This window comes from Streptomyces sp. LHD-70, from assembly GCF_031157275.1.
Lineage (GTDB): Bacteria > Actinomycetota > Actinomycetes > Streptomycetales > Streptomycetaceae > Streptomyces.
On sequence record NZ_JAVIFW010000043.1, the window covers coordinates 13,811 to 28,274 of the forward strand.

Consider the following 14,464-nt stretch of genomic DNA (forward strand, 5'->3'; position numbering starts at 1 on the left):
AATTTAAGCCCTTAGGTTTCAAGCACTTCGAAAGTGTCGGTCAGTAAGCCCGCAGCCTTTGGCTCGGCGTGTCCACGCCGGAGTTCCGCCTCTTCCACGTCGCCTCGTCCAGAGGTCCAGCCGTGCCGCACTTCCGCTCGTCTCCCCCGCCCTCGGCCGACTGATCACGCAGGCACGCGACGCGTTTCTGGCTGCCCACGCACTGCTGTCGGTCCTGCCGGGCAGCGGCCGGTTGGTCGGCGACGCAGTCGTACACCACCCCCTCGTCGCCCGCATCGGATTCATCTGCGTGCGCCACCGGCGCCTTGGCAAGGTGAGCCGTGGCCGGCGCCTCGAAGACGGGCGTCGACCGGGGCAGGCAGGCGGAGGGACTGCGGTTCACTGCGGGCCCCAAGCAGTCACCGCTCCCCGATGTCGATCGACACGACTGCCTCGCTACGTCCCCAGGCGTCCAGAACGTGTCCGTGGGGCTTCTACTGCCGCAGGATCACCGCACGGTCTTCGACCTCGATTTAAGGGCAGCTCGCGGTGTGCCTCGATCACCCAGTCGTGCAGTGCCTCCACCGAGTGCATCTTCGTCGTGACCAACAGGTTCATCGCCCCGGCGACAGCCGCACAGCTTCGCACCTCGGGTCGACGACGGAACGCGGGCCCCGCGACCACCCGCCGCGAGGCGATGTCGATGACCGTGGCCGGATACAGCCAGCCCTCTTCGGTCGGGACGTAGGTGATGTCGCCGCACCAACGGGTATCGAGTCCTGAGTCGTCGGGAGCGAAGTCTCGGACCACGAGGTCGGGCCGGATGGCGGCTCGTGGATCAGGAATCGTGGTCAGGTGCCGTCGTCTGCGGTGCCGCCCTCGGGTCCGGCCGCCCGCATCAGCCGGGCAACCCGGCACCGACCGCAGTCAGCGCCTTCCTTTGCTTCTCCGCCTCGATGAACGGATGCACCGTCACCGGGTCTCCTTCGCGAAGAATGCCGTGGCCCGCTTGAGGATGTCGACGTCCTCGCGCAGTCGGCGGTTCTCCCGCCGCAGCGCGGCCAACTCCTCGCGTTCGCTGCTGGTCAGCCCGTCGTGGTCAGGTCGGTGAAGTAGGGCACGACGATGTCGTTGGAGAGGCCCACGCCCGCGAGCCCGTCGGATGCGGGGTGGCGGGAGAACTCCTCGCCGATCACGGCGTTGAAGCGGAAGTCGGTGACCCCGCCGCCGCCGTACTCCTCGGGGATGTTGAAGCCGAGGATGCCCGCCCTGGCGGCCTCCCGGAAGAGTTCCCGGCCGACCTTGCCCTCGGCCCGCCACCGCTCGGCGTGCGGTGCGGCGTGCTTGTCGATGAACGCCCGCACCGTCTCGCGCAGGAGTTCGTGGTCGCCGTCGTAGAGCGATCGCCGGGCGGATATCGCGTGCGTCATCTGGACTCAGGGCTCCGATCTGGGGTGCGGACAGGGCTGAGGGCGCGGGCGATGGACTCGGGGCGGCCTGTGGTGTCGAGGGCGCGGGTTGCCGTCGGGGTGGTGCCGGTGAGGAAGGCGGAGCCGGGTCAGGAGCGGAGGAGCTGCGCGCCGTCGTCGGTCTCCAAGTCGGCCCAGAGGGCGTGGAGTTCGGCGGTGTCGAGGGGGCCGGGTGCCGCGCGCGGGGCCTGCGGGCGTGCGCGTACGCCGTCCGCCGAGGTCCCGCTCATCGGAGCCGCAGCCGACGCAGCAGGGCAAGGCGGCCGTTCGTGCTGCGGACGAACTTCGCCGCGGCGCCCGCCCCGGGCCCGGGTCCGAGGGGCAGGAGCCGTTGTCTCGCGACGGTCTGGCTCTCGGTGTACTTGCGGATCCCCTCGGCCCCATGGCGTCGGCCGAGTCCGCTGTCTCCCATGCCGCCCATCCCGGCCTCGACGCTGCCCGCCGCGGCGGCGGCGCCGTCGTTGATGTTGACCGACCCGGCGCGGATCAGCCCCGCCAGCCGGGCGGCCTCGCGGGTGTCCTTCGACCAGATCGACGCCGAGAGGCCGTACGTCCCCCGGTTGGCGAGGTCCACCGCCTCGCGGTCCGTGCCGTAGCTGTAGAGCGAGAGCACCGGGCCGAAGGTCTCCTCGCCGCACACGGCCATCTCGTCCGTGACGCCTTCGAGGACGGTCGGTTCGTAGAAGAGCGGGCCGATGTCGGGGCGGGCCCGGCCGCCCGTGAGGACGGTCGCGCCTTTGGCCACGGCCTCGGTGACATGCCGTTCGACCGCCGCGAGTTGTGCCGACGACGTGAGCGACCCGATGTCCGCCGCGTAGTCGTAGGACCGCCCGAGGCGCAGCTCACGCGTCGCACGGAGGAGCGCGTCGCGGAAGGTGTCGTAGACCCTCTCGTGCACATGGACGCGTTCGATGTGGATGCACATCTGCCCGGTGTTGGCGAAGGCCGCGACGACCGTGCCGGCCGCCGCGGCGGCGACGTCGGCGTCCTCTCGTACGATCAGCGGGTTCTTGCCGCCGAGTTCGAGCGAGGCCCCGACGAGGCGACGCGCGGCGCGCTCCGCGACGGCGCGTCCGGTGGCGGTCGAGCCGGTGAAGCAGACGTAGTCGACGGCGTCGACGAGGGCGGTCCCCACCACGGGCCCCGGGCCGGTCACGATCCGCCACAGATCGGCCGGAAGCCCGGCCTCCGCCATCAGGGCGCGCGTCCACAGCAGGGTCAGCGAGGTCTGCGCGTCCGCCTTGGAGACCACGGCGTTCCCGGCGAGCAGCGCGGGCAGTACGTCGCCGACGCCGAGGTAGAGCGGGTAGTTCCAGGGGGAGATGACGCCCACGACGCCCTTCGGCACCCGCACTTCCTGGACCTTCGTCAGGCCCGGCACCATGCCGCGCACAGAGCGGGGCGCGAGGTAGTGGCGGGCACGCCGCGCGTAGTGCCGGGCGATGGTCGCGACCTGGGCCACCTCCTGCCAGGCGTGGTAGCGCGCCTTGCCCGTCTCCCACTGGATGAGGTCGAGCACCTGCTCCTGGCGCTCCAACAGCAGGTCGTGGAAGGCGAGTACGACCTCTCCGCGCCGCCGCAGCGGGGTGCGCGCCCACGCGGGCCCGGCCGCCCGGGCGTCGGCGACCGCCGCTGCGACGTCCTCCGGGAGGCACACCGGAACGGCCGCGATCGGCGCCAGGTCGAAGGGCGCGACCGCCGCCACCGTCTCGACGTCCTCGGGCCTGCCCTGCCCCTCCTCCCGGTGCACCCACGCACACCACCGCGCGATCAACTCGTCGGTCACCCAGGCGGGTCGAGAGAGCGTCGCGGGAGGGCTCGGCGGCGCGGGGGTGTGGTCCTGCTCCGTGGTCATACGGGCTCCTCGGTCGTACGGGAGTGACGCGAACCGGAACACCGCGGCGCTGCCTTGTCGACGGCGGCGCGCCTCGCTATGTTAATCAAAAATCACATCCTGGAACAACCGCTGAACCGCGCTGACGGCACCAACAGCGAGTCGAATAAGGCGTGATGAGCCGCACGACCTACCAGGAAAGCGAGCAAGTGAATGGGCAATCTCAGCCGTAGAAGGGTCATCTCGCTCGGTGCCGCGCTCGGCCTCGTGGGCGCGGCGGGCCCGGCCACCGCCTGGGCGTGGTCACCGAAGGGCTCGGTCGCCGGAGCCGGGACGGGCACCGATCCGGAGTACGTGTGGGACGACGAGGTGGACCGACTCATGGTCTCCCTCATCGAGAACGGCCGGGTTCCGGCGGTGAACGCCGCGATGGAGTCGTGGGTCGACAACGACGACCCGCTGCCCAGCGGCCTGCCGGCCGACCTCACGGAGTACCTGAAGAAGGTCAACAGGCTGCCCTCGTGGGCGGATTCGGCGAAGCTGGCGCGGGCCGCCGACTTCAACCGGCGCAAGGACACGTACCTCTTCATGCTCTACGGCCTCGGCAGCGGGATCATGAGCACCGTGATCCCGCGCGAGGCCAGGAGCGTCTACTGGTCCGCGGGCGGCGCCGACATGAAGGACCGCGCGGCCAAGACGTTCACGTTCGGCTACGACCTGTCCCAGCTGAAGGGCTTCGAGCCGACGGGCCAGTTCGTGGTCACGGCCAACAAGACGCGTCTGGTGCACGCGGCCGTACGCCACCTGCTGCCGCAGTCCCCGCACTGGACGGCGGTCTCGGACCAGGCCATCCCGATCAGCAACGCCGACATCCTGGTCACGTTCCACAGCCTGGGCACCTACGTACGCAGGAAGCTGCTCGACTGGAAGGTCCCGTTCCCGGCCGAGGACCAGGAGGCGTTTCTGCACAGCTGGCAGGTCGCCATGCACCTGCTCGGCGTGCGGGACGAGTACATCCCCAGGACGTGGGCCGACGCGGAGGAGCAGTCGGCTCAGGTGCTCACACCGGTCCTCGCCCCGACGACCGAGGGCATCCAACTGGCCGAGGATCTGCTCGGGTTGCCCTCCCAGGTCGACCTGGGCGTCACACGCGGGTTCCTCAACGAGTTCGTACGCTATGTCCTCAGTGACGAGATCGGCGACTGGCTGGGCCTGAAGCGCGACCACGCCTCGGCGGCCCTGATCCGCACGGCGTGGCCGGCCTTCATCCTGTTCCGCGAGGGCCTGAACCCGGTGGCGCCCGGCGCCTTCTACGTCTTCGACCAGTTCGTCCGTGCCCTGGCCATGGCGTTCCTCAACAACGGCTCCTCGGGGACGACCACCCCCATCGTGATCCCTACGGGGAACAGGCCGAGCTCCTGAGCTCAGAGGGCGGGGCGTTGCCGTTCAGAGGCCGGGTGTTGCTGCTCAAGGCCAGGGCGTTGCAGCTCCAAGGCCAGGGCGTTGCCGCTCAGAGCCCGAGTGCGCCGACGACCAGCGCCGTTACGGCGGCACGGTGTTCGGGGCTGTCCCGCCAGCGCAGGCTGCGCCCGGCCTCGACCACCACGCCGAACCCGGCGTGCACGAGGACCCGGGCCTGACGCGGGTCGAGCTCGGGACGGGCCAGCCTCAACTGCTGCTCCCAGACGGCGATGTGCTCACGCTGCGCCTGTACGAGGGGGCGCTGCAACTCGGCGGGCAGACCGCCGAACTCGGCTTCGGCGACGCTGGTGAGGGCGGTGTGCTCGAAGCTGTACGCCACGTACGTCGCCGCGAGCGCCGCTACGGCGTCCCGGGGATCGGCCACGTCCTGCAGGCCGCGGTCCACCGCCTGGGAGAGCAGCCCGGCCGCCTGGAGGCAGGCCGCCGCCAGGATGTCGACCTTGCCCGGGTAGTGGCGGTAGAGCGCGGACGGGGCGAGACCCACGGCCCGAGCGATCTGGCCGTTCGTGACGTTGGCGAAACCGTCCCGGGCGAACAGCGGGACGGCGGCCGCGAGGATCTCCGCACGCCGCGAGCGCGGCACGGGCAGGACCGGCAGCTCGACCGACCGCCCGCTCACCCCGACCGACCGCCCGCTCGCCCCGACCGACGCAGGTGCCGCACCCGCCACGCGCAGGGCGCACGCCAACAGCAGCTCCTCCAGGCGGCGTTGAGCGATGGAGGTGCGGTGCATGGTGATGGACCCGACGGCCCCGAGCGCCGCCACGGCCCGCAACTGCTCGTCGGCCAGCGGCACTTCACGCCCGGCGCCCCGTACCGCCTCGGTGGCCCGTACCACCTCGGCGCCCCGTACCGCCTCGGTGACCCGTACCGCCTCGGTGACCCGGCCGACGACGCGCGCGAACTTCGCCCGGAGCTGCCTGCGGTCGTCGCGGTCGAGGTACCGGGCCTCCCACCGGTACACGCCCCCCGAGGCGCGATGGGCGACGGTGACCCGGATGAGCGCGCTGAACACGTCCGCCGGTTCGGCGTCGGGCGGCAGCTCGTCGAGCGCGGCGACGAGGCGGTCCGCCATGGCGTGCGCGGACTCGGCGAACAGCGCGTACTTGTTGGGGAAGTGCCGGTACAGGGCCGCGCCGGAGATCCCCACGCGGGCGGCGATGTCCTCCATGGACGCAGCGTGGTACCCGCGCTCGCTGAACAGCCGGCCGGCCGCCTCGACGATGAGCTGTCTGCGGTTGCGAGGACGGGGGCGGGGGCGGGTTGCGGAGATCGGCTCGGTGGTCATACGCGGCGGCGCCGGGGACGAACGAACGGATGCGGAGACGGAGCCATGCCGCTCAGTCAACCACACGACGAGCAGGCACCGGCCATCCTCCACCCACGTGATTCTTCATTAACAAAATACGTCACGACGCTTCTCCGCGGCCCGCGTTGGCAGGCACAATGCGGCGGCGGTCACGCGTCCACGCCACCGATCGATACGACACCCCGAGGAGTCCCCATGTCGACCGATACGGCGCCCTCCTGGTCCTTCCGGCACCACTGGATGTCCCAGGCGGCCACCCACGCGACGATGCGCCCCGACAAGCCCGCGCTCCGCCATCTCGGGGAGAGCACGACCTGGGCGCAGTTGTCGCGGCGGTCGCTGCGCCTCGCCGCCGCGCTCGCCGACCGGGGCGTCGCCGCCGGTGACCGCGTGGCGCTGCTTACGCTGAACCATCCGTGGTTCGTGGAGAGCGTCTTCGCGGCGAACAGCCTGGGGGCGATGGCCGTACCGCTCAGCTTCCGGCTCGCACCCCTTGAGCTCGACTACATCCTCACCGACTGCACGCCCTCGGCGATCGTCGTGGACGCCTCCCTCCTGCCGCTGCTGCGGTCGGTGCCGGGTGCGGCGTCGATCGGCACGGTCGTCGTCATCGGAGCGCAGGACGGGCCCGAGATCGCGTACATCGCGTACGAGGAGTTCCTGGGCGCGTACGAGCCGATGGAACTGCCCGACATCAGCGAGGAGTCGACCGCGCTGATCATGTACACCTCGGGCACGACCGGGCAGCCGAAGGGGGTGATGCTGTCGCACCGCAACATGCAGGTGCAGGCGATCACGTGCATCCGCGCGATGGAGATGTTCGACGACTCCGACGTCGGCTTCCTGACCGCGCCCTTCTTCCACATCGCGGGCCTGGGCTCGATCGTGGCGAACTTCGTGGTGGGCGGCACGGTGGTGATCCATCCGCTCGGCGCCTTCGACCCGCGAGCGGTGCTCGACGCGTACGAACGCGAGGGCGCCACCGTCGTGTTCAACGTCCCGCAGCAGTGGGATCTGATCTGCGCGCAACCCGATATCGACAAGCGCGACCTGAAGCTGCGGATCATCAGCTGGGGCGCGGCCCCGGCGAGCGACGCGACGCTGCGCGCGATGGGCGAGAAGTTCCCGGGCGCGCTCAACGTGGCGGTGTTCGGCCAGACCGAGACCTCGCCGATCACGTGCGTGCTCCGCGGGGCGGACTCGCTGCGCAAGCTCGGCTCGGTGGGCCGGCCGATCCCCAGCATCCAACACCGCATCGTGGACGGGGACATGAACGACGTCGCCGTGGGCGAGGTCGGCGAGATCGTCTACCGCGGGCCGACCCTGATGCAGGGCTACTGGAGGAAGCCGCAGGAGACCGCGGAGGCGTTCGCCGGGGGCTGGTTCCACTCCGGTGACCTGGTCAAGCGGGACGAGGAGGGCTTCGTCTGGGTCGTGGACCGCAAGAAGGACATGATCATCAGCGGCGGCGAGAACATCTACTGCGCCGAGGTGGAGAACGCCGTCGCCGCGCACCCTTCCGTACGCGAGGTGGCGGTGATCGGCAGGCCGGACGGACGCTGGGGCCAGGTGCCGGTCGCGTACGTCGGCGTGACCCCGGACGCGGACCTGTCACTGCCCGAGCTCACGGACTTTCTCCACGGGAGGCTCGCCTCCTTCAAGACGCCCAAGGACCTCGTCCTGGTCCCCGAACTGCCCCGCAACGCCGGCGGCAAGGTGCTCAAGCCCGTACTGCGCACCCAGGACGCCGACCGCGCGGAATAATTCGTCTAGTCCTGCCAGTAGAACAGCAGCGTTCCCAAAGTGAGGGGCTCCCGCTCGCCGAAGTAGTAGAGGTGCAGGTCCGTGACCAGGAGCGAGCCGGCCGCCTCGTCGATCCAGCGGAACCCGGCCGACTCCAGTGCCCGGCGGGCCGCGCGGACCTCTGGCGAGTCTCTGCGATACGGGCCCACGGCGTACGGGCCGAGGGTGCTGAGGGTCACCCACACTCCGGCGAAGTCGATGGAGTGGTACGTCCCGTGGCCCTGCTGGTGGTGGTCGTGCGCGGAGACCGGGGCGGTCGGCTGGAGGCCGGCCGAGGTGAGGGCGGCCGTGGCGCGATCGAGCCATGCGTCGACGTCGTGCTGCGGAGGTGCGGTGCACAGCGCTTCCACGCGCCAGCGCGGGTCGCTCATGGGGTGGCAGCGCGGCACGTACTGGTGCACGACGGCCCGCCGCAACTCCTCGTCGAGGCCGGGGACTTCGACCCTGGGCCGACCGAGGCGTTCGTCGAGCGCCAGGGTCTCCGCCCCGTCGCCGGTGAGCCGGTGCAGGGCCCAGGTCGCCCACAGCACCGACTCGGTGGTCGGCGCTCCGGGGATCCAGGCACGGATCCGGTCGGGGTCAGTGACGAGGGTCGAGGCGAGGTGGGCGACGCGGCGGTCCGGGTCGGCGAGGGCGGCGGTCACGTCCTGCCCGGAGCGGTGCCGCATGCGCAGCGCGAACCGTCGGTACTCGGGCCGGTCCTCCTCGGTCTCGGCGAGGACCGCGGCGCGGCCGTACCGTTCGACCAGGGCGTCGAGGCCGTCCTCCCCGGCCGTGCTTTCCCAGGACCCGCCCGCGAGGGTGACCAGGTCCCGGGCGGCGGTGAGGTCGCCGAGCAGGCCGCGTGCCCGCAGGATCGCGGGGCCCAGGCGGTACCGCTTCTCGTTCTGCCAGTCCTGCCCGCGCAGCCAGTCGAGGAGTTCGCGGCGCTCGGCGAGGACCTCCAGGAGCGCCAACCGGATCTCGCCGGTCTCTTCCGGGTCCCGGATCCGGGCGATGAGGTCGTCGACGAGGTGCTCGGGGACGCGGCCCTCGATGGCCAGTACGCAGTACCTGCGCCGCCACCACGCGTTGCCCCGGTCGAGGGCGAACAAGGCAAGCTCCTCTGCGTCCTCGCCGCGCAGCAGCTCCGCCTCGGACCGGACGCCCGGCGGAACCGAGGACGTGATGGGGTGCATCCGGACATCGTACGTGCCTGGCTCAGACCCGAACTGCCCGTTCCCGCAGCACCGTTCGAGAGGAACCGCATGACGCAGGAAGCACTCATCACGGTCGTGCGCATGGACGGACCGGCCGCTGTGCGCGCCGGGGACGCGTTCCGGCTGATCTACGCCGAGGCGTTCACGGAGCCTCCGTACCACGAGACCGAGGAGGACGTCGCCGCCGCGTTCCGCCGCTTCCCCGCACAGACCGGCCGACCCGCTTTCCGTGCCGCCCAGTGGATGTACGGCACGTGGAAGCCCAACTCCGAGCCGGACATGCTGGGTTCGGGCCTGATGAACTGGGCCGACTACAACTTCTGGGCCGAGGACGGCTACTTCGAGCAGCACAGCGCCGGGCCACGCGCCGTCATGGCCGACCGGTCCTGGAACGGCTCGGCGCCCCCGGACTCGCCGGCCGACTTCCGGGCCCGGGTGGCCGCCATCGGCGATCCGCCCGGCGTCCGGCAGGCCCCGGCGAAGCAGCGGGTGGACGACGGACGACCCAGCCATCACTGGACGTTCGACGAGGCCGCGTACCCCAGCGGCTGGACGTACGCGGGCAGCCCGGGCAACACGATCATGGCCGAGGACACCGCGGGCGGCCTGCCGGGCACCACGTACATCATCAACAACCCGGCCCTGGTGGGAGGCGGCGTGCGCGGCGAGGCCTTCCGGTTCGACCACGACCGGGACGGCGTCGGCTTCGGCGGCCTCGACGTCGCCGAACCGTGGACCGACTCGGTGTGGGTCCGGCCGACCGCGACCGAGGGCGAACAGGTGCTGCTCAGCTCGGAGTCGGGCGCGCTGAAGCTCCGGCAGTCCGGCACGGGCAAGGTCGGCCTCAGCCGCACCACCGGTTCCGGTGCCGCCGACCACAGCTTCGACTACACGCTGCCGCTCGACCGCTGGGTCCACCTGACGTGGGTGGCCGAGCCCGGGCGGACCACGCTGTACGCGGACGGTGAGCGGGTCGGCTCCGTCGACGCCTCCGTGCCGCTGCCGATGCGCTCGGTCGGTGCCCCGAAGGTGAGCCTGCGCGGCGATCTGGACGAGCTGACGACCTGGGACGAGGCGCTCAGCCCCGGTCAGGTCGGTGAGCGGTTCGGGCGCTACGGGAGGTGACGGCTGCAAAGGAAGGTGAGGCCGGGCCGCGGGGCGCAACTACCGGCGGAAACGGTCCAGTTACCGCCGGGCGCGGGCAGGAGGCGGACCCGCGTCCGGCGTAGCATGGAGTGCACCACGACACCCCTGGCCGGTCTGCGGCTCGGCGTCCCTGATCCCTCTCCGACCTGCGACGGGAAGGAGAAGGCCATGACCACGGACGCCCTGGACCTCACGAGGCAGGAGGAGTTCGCCGGCCGGATGGTGCAGGTCCTGAACGACTCCTGCCTGGGCTATCTGTGCAGCCTGGGCCACCGGACCCGGCTCTTCGACACGATGGCGGAGCTCCCGCCCTCCACCAGCGCCGAGATCGCCGCGACCACCGGCCTCGACGAGCGGTACGTACGCGAATGGCTCGGCGGGATGACGGTCGGCGGGATCGTCGAGTACGCCCCCGAGGACGGCACGTACCGGCTGCCGCCCGAGCACGCGGCCTCCCTCACCCGGGCCGCGGGCCCCGACAACATGGCGTCCTTCCTGCAGGATCTCGCCCTGATCGGGATCGTCGAGGACGAGGTGCTCGAAGCGTTCCAGAAGGGCGGCGGCGTCCCGTACACGTCGTATCCGCGGTTCCAGGAGCTCCAGGCGGAGGAGACGGCGCGGGTGTACGACGCGGCCCTCGTCGACGCGATCGTCCCGCTGGCCCCGGGCCTCCCCGAGCGGCTGCGGACGGGGATCGACTGCCTGGACATCGGCACCGGGCAGGGCCACGCGGTCAACCTCCTGGCGCGGGCCTTCCCGCAGAGCCGGTTCCACGGCCTGGACATGTCGGAGACGGGCATCGCGGCGGCGCGGCAGGAGGCCGAGCGGATGGAGCTGCGGAACGCCCGGTTCGACGTCGGTGACACGGCCGAGACGTCCGGGACGTACGACCTGATCACCGCCTTCGACGTGATCCACGACCTGGCCCGCCCCGCCGAGACGCTGAGCGCCGTCGCGGGCGCGCTGCGGGACGACGGCACGTTCCTCATGGGCGACATCGACGCCTCCAGCAAGCTGGAGGAGAACGTCGACCACGTCCTCGGCCCCACGCTCTACACGTTCTCCGTCTTCTACTGCATGACGGTCTCGCTCGGCGAGGGCGGCGCGGGCCTCGGCACGGTGTGGGGCAGGCAGACCGCCCGCCGGATGCTCGCCGAGGCGGGCTTCTCCGACGTCGTGGAGCGGCACGTCGAGGGCGACGTCCTCAATGTGTACTTCGTGGCGCGGAAGTAGGGCGGCGGGCGGGCCGCCGCCCGGCGTCGGGGTCCGGCAGGCGGGGCGCCGGGCGGGGCGGCAGGTGCGAGGGCATCATCACCCGTGGCTTTCGGCAACACTGGAGGCATGGATGCTCGCGGACGCTTCCGCCGCTCCTCGCCGGGGCGGCGTCTGCGGTCCCTGCTGAATGTGCACACCGTCGCCGGTCAGGTGTTCCTGTTGCAGCTCGGGATCGTGCTGCTGCTTGTCGCCGCCGCGGTCGCGGCCCTGCTGCTGCAGGCCCGCGGGAACACCACCGAAGAGGCTCGCCACCGGACCCTCGCCGTCGCCGAGACCTTCGCGAACTCCCCCGGCGTACTCGACGCGCTCGCTTCCCCCGACCCCACCGCCGCACTGCAGCCGAGCGCCGAGGAGACCAGGAAGCGATCGGGCACCGACGCCGTCGTGGTGTGGAATCCGGCAGGTATCCGCTACACCCACCCCGACCCGGACCTGATCGGCAAGCGCGTGATCGGCCCGTACGAAGAGGCGCTCGCCGACGCCCGGGAAGGCCGCACGCACACCGACACCTTGCTGTTGAGCACGGGCCTCACCGTGAACTCCGCCGCGCCCATCACGCGGCCCGACGGTTCCCTCGCGGGCATGGTGTCGGCGGGCATCACCGTCGAACGGGTGGAGGACGTGGTCGGTGCCCAGATGCCGCTCCTGGCGGCCGGCGCCGCGGGTGCCCTGGCCCTGGCCGCGGGCGGGGCCGTCCTCGTCAGCCAACGGCTGCGACGGCAGACCCACGACCTCGGCCCGGCCGAGATGACCCGGATGTACGAGCACCACGACGCCGTTCTGCACTCGGTGCGCGAAGGCGTCCTGATCATCGGCAGCGACGGGCGGCTGCTCCTCGCCAACGACGAGGCACGCCGGCTGCTCGACCTGCCGCCGGACGCGGAGCAGCGCCCGGTCACCGACCTCGGCCTGGACGCGGGCGCGACCGCACTGCTCGGTTCCGGACGGGCCGCCACCGATGAGGTGCACCTGGCCGGAGAGCGGCTGCTCGCAGTCAACCTGCGGCCGGTCGGCCCGAGCGGAGGCCCGGCCGGCAGCGTGGCCACCCTGCGGGACACCACGGAGCTGCGCTCCCTGGCCGGCCGCGCCGAGGTGGCACGCGGGCGGCTGCGGCTGCTCTACGACGCGGGCGTACGGCTCGGCACCACCCTCGACGTGACGCGTACCGCCGAGGAACTCGCCGCCGTGAGCACACCCCAGTTTGCCGACTTCGTCACCGTCGAACTCCTCGATCCGGTGCTGCGCGGCGAGGAACCGAACGGCACCAGCACCGTGATGCGCCGCATCGCGATCCGGGGCCTGCGCGACGATCCGCCGTTCCTCCCGGTGGGCGAGCGGATTCCGTGGCTTCCCGGCACCCCGATGGCCGAGAGCATGGCGGCCGGGCACCCCGTCCTCGTAGCCGATCTCGCCGCGTCCCACCGCTGGCGGGACCAGCACCCCGCGCGGGCCCGGGAAATCCTGCACTCCGGAGTGCACTCGCTGATCTCCGCACCGCTGCAGGCGCGTGGCGTACTCCTCGGCCTGGCCAACTTCTGGCGCTCCGAGCAGGAGCCCTTCGAGGAGGAGGACGTGTCGTTCGCTGAGGAGCTGGCGGCGCGGGCCGCGGTGGCCGTCGACAACGCCCGCCGCTACACCCACGAGCACGCGACGGCGGTCGCCCTGCAGCGCAGTCTGCTGCCGCGCACGCTGCCCGAGCAGTCGGCGGTCGAGGTGGCCCATCGCTATCTCCCCGCCCAGGCGGGTGTGGGCGGGGACTGGTTCGACGTGATCCCGCTGCCGGGCGCCCGGGTGGGCCTGGTCGTCGGAGACGTGGTCGGGCACGGACTGCACGCGGCCGCCACCATGGGCCGCCTCCGCACAGCGGTGCACAACTTCTCCGCCCTCGACCTGCCGCCCGACGAGCTCCTCAACCACCTGGACGAACTCGTCACCCGTATCGACCAGGAGGAGGGCACCGAGAACGGCGGCACCCACGGCATCACCGGCGCCACCTGCCTGTACGCGATCTACGACCCGGTCACCGGGGTCTGCTCGATGGCGCGCGCCGGGCATCCGGGCCCCGCGCTTGTGGACGCGGCGGGAGCGGTCACGTTCCCCGACGTCCCGGTCTCCCCTCCGCTCGGCCTCGGCGGCGGCCTGCCCTTCGAGGCCTTCCACCTCCGCCTGAACGCCGGCGCCCGCCTCGTCCTCTACACCGACGGCCTCGTCGAGCACCGCGACCGGGACTTCGACACCGGTCTGGAGCTGCTGCGGACCACGCTGACCGGTACGGACCGGAGCCCCGAGGAGACCTGCACGGCGGTCCTCGACGCGCTCCTGCCGCCGCACCCCGACGACGACATCGCCCTGCTCGTCGCGCGCGCCCGCATCCTCGATCCGTCTCAGATCGCCGAGTGGGAGGTACGCAGTGATCCCGCCGAGGTGAGCCGCGTCCGGTCCGAGGTCGCGCGGCGGCTGGACAGCTGGGGCCTGGAGGAGGCCGCCTTCACCACGGAGCTGGTGGTCAGCGAACTGGTCACCAACGCCATCCGCTACGGCATCCCCCCGGTCCGGCTGCGCCTCCTGCACGACCGCAACAGCCTGATCTGCGAGGTCTCCGACGGCTCCAGCACCTCCCCGCACCTGCGCCGCGCGGCCACCACGGACGAGGGCGGGCGCGGCCTGTTCCTGGTCGCCCAGTTCGCGGAACGCTGGGGCACCCGCTACACCGCCCGCGGCAAGATCATCTGGACCGAACAGCCGGTCCACGGCGAGGGAGCGGGGCCCGAGGAAGCATCCCCGGAGGACCTGCTGGCCCAGTGGGGGGACGAGGAGCTCTGAACGGGAGGCGGCGCGCACTCCGCGCGCCCTAGATGATTGAGTCCGATGTCTGGGCTGGTCGCGACCATGGCGAAGGGCGCCCGTTGGCCTGAGTGTGACTTCCGACCTGGACGCCCTTCTGGCGGCACTGTACGTGTTCATCGAC

General features: G+C 71.6%; 10 protein-coding genes. 5 read left to right on the top strand and 5 right to left on the bottom strand.

Going from position 1 to position 14,464, the window contains the following annotated elements:
- Positions 1–1,064: 1,064 nt before the first annotated feature.
- The 3 genes from RCO28_RS38675 to RCO28_RS38685 form a co-directional block, all read right to left on the bottom strand.
- Positions 1,065–1,409, bottom strand: coding sequence for an acyl-CoA dehydrogenase family protein (locus RCO28_RS38675; protein WP_308946092.1), 345 nt, complete (start codon positions 1,407–1,409; stop codon positions 1,065–1,067).
- A 128-nt stretch (positions 1,410–1,537) separates the two neighbouring features.
- Complete coding sequence (locus tag RCO28_RS38680) at positions 1,538–1,678, bottom strand: hypothetical protein (protein ID WP_308946093.1); 141 nt, start codon at positions 1,676–1,678, stop codon at positions 1,538–1,540.
- A complete protein-coding gene (locus RCO28_RS38685) occupies positions 1,675–3,303 on the bottom strand; it encodes a succinic semialdehyde dehydrogenase (RefSeq protein WP_308946094.1) in 1,629 nt (542 codons plus the stop codon). The genes RCO28_RS38680 and RCO28_RS38685 overlap by 4 nt, the downstream gene beginning before the upstream one ends.
- 192 nt (positions 3,304–3,495) lie before the next feature.
- Here RCO28_RS38685 and RCO28_RS38690 point away from each other — a divergent pair, with 192 nt between their 5' ends.
- Complete coding sequence (locus RCO28_RS38690; protein ID WP_308946095.1) at positions 3,496–4,704, top strand: oxygenase MpaB family protein; 1,209 nt, start codon at positions 3,496–3,498, stop codon at positions 4,702–4,704.
- Positions 4,705–4,792: 88 nt separating this feature from the next.
- Here RCO28_RS38690 and RCO28_RS38695 read toward each other — a convergent pair whose 3' ends face one another.
- Complete coding sequence (locus RCO28_RS38695) at positions 4,793–6,052, bottom strand: TetR/AcrR family transcriptional regulator (RefSeq protein ID WP_308946096.1); 1,260 nt, start codon at positions 6,050–6,052, stop codon at positions 4,793–4,795.
- 216 nt (positions 6,053–6,268) lie between these two features.
- Here RCO28_RS38695 and RCO28_RS38700 point away from each other — a divergent pair, with 216 nt between their 5' ends.
- Positions 6,269–7,837 carry a long-chain-fatty-acid--CoA ligase gene (locus tag RCO28_RS38700; RefSeq protein WP_308946097.1) on the top strand — a complete coding sequence of 523 codons (1,569 nt, stop codon included), beginning with the start codon at positions 6,269–6,271 and terminating at the stop codon, positions 7,835–7,837.
- 5 nt (positions 7,838–7,842) lie between these two features.
- Here RCO28_RS38700 and RCO28_RS38705 read toward each other — a convergent pair whose 3' ends face one another.
- Positions 7,843–9,054, bottom strand: coding sequence for a hypothetical protein (locus tag RCO28_RS38705; RefSeq protein WP_308946098.1), 1,212 nt, complete (start codon positions 9,052–9,054; stop codon positions 7,843–7,845).
- A gap of 69 nt (positions 9,055–9,123) precedes the next feature.
- Here RCO28_RS38705 and RCO28_RS39580 point away from each other — a divergent pair, with 69 nt between their 5' ends.
- The 3 genes from RCO28_RS39580 (at position 9,124) to RCO28_RS38725 (ending at position 14,319) form a co-directional block, all read left to right on the top strand.
- The gene (locus RCO28_RS39580) at positions 9,124–10,200 is read left to right on the top strand and encodes a LamG-like jellyroll fold domain-containing protein (protein ID WP_374991331.1); all 1,077 of its coding nucleotides are present in this window, start codon (positions 9,124–9,126) and stop codon (positions 10,198–10,200) included.
- A gap of 189 nt (positions 10,201–10,389) precedes the next feature.
- The gene (locus RCO28_RS38720) at positions 10,390–11,454 is read left to right on the top strand and encodes a methyltransferase domain-containing protein (protein ID WP_308946099.1); all 1,065 of its coding nucleotides are present in this window, start codon (positions 10,390–10,392) and stop codon (positions 11,452–11,454) included.
- A 108-nt stretch (positions 11,455–11,562) separates the two neighbouring features.
- Positions 11,563–14,319 (top strand): SpoIIE family protein phosphatase, encoded by a 2,757-nt coding sequence (locus RCO28_RS38725; RefSeq protein ID WP_308946100.1) that lies wholly within the window; start codon positions 11,563–11,565, stop codon positions 14,317–14,319.
- Positions 14,320–14,464: the final 145 nt, after the last annotated feature.

Coding starts and splice junctions, on each gene's coding strand:
- RCO28_RS38675 (WP_308946092.1), bottom strand. CDS start 1,409: ATGACGCACGCGATATCCGCCCGGCGATCGCTCTACGACGGCGACCAC.
- RCO28_RS38680 (WP_308946093.1), bottom strand. CDS start 1,678: ATGAGCGGGACCTCGGCGGACGGCGTACGCGCACGCCCGCAGGCCCCG.
- RCO28_RS38685 (WP_308946094.1), bottom strand. CDS start 3,303: ATGACCACGGAGCAGGACCACACCCCCGCGCCGCCGAGCCCTCCCGCG.
- RCO28_RS38690 (WP_308946095.1), top strand. CDS start 3,496: ATGGGCAATCTCAGCCGTAGAAGGGTCATCTCGCTCGGTGCCGCGCTC.
- RCO28_RS38695 (WP_308946096.1), bottom strand. CDS start 6,052: ATGACCACCGAGCCGATCTCCGCAACCCGCCCCCGCCCCCGTCCTCGC.
- RCO28_RS38700 (WP_308946097.1), top strand. CDS start 6,269: ATGTCGACCGATACGGCGCCCTCCTGGTCCTTCCGGCACCACTGGATG.
- RCO28_RS38705 (WP_308946098.1), bottom strand. CDS start 9,054: ATGCACCCCATCACGTCCTCGGTTCCGCCGGGCGTCCGGTCCGAGGCG.
- RCO28_RS39580 (WP_374991331.1), top strand. CDS start 9,124: ATGACGCAGGAAGCACTCATCACGGTCGTGCGCATGGACGGACCGGCC.
- RCO28_RS38720 (WP_308946099.1), top strand. CDS start 10,390: ATGACCACGGACGCCCTGGACCTCACGAGGCAGGAGGAGTTCGCCGGC.
- RCO28_RS38725 (WP_308946100.1), top strand. CDS start 11,563: ATGGATGCTCGCGGACGCTTCCGCCGCTCCTCGCCGGGGCGGCGTCTG.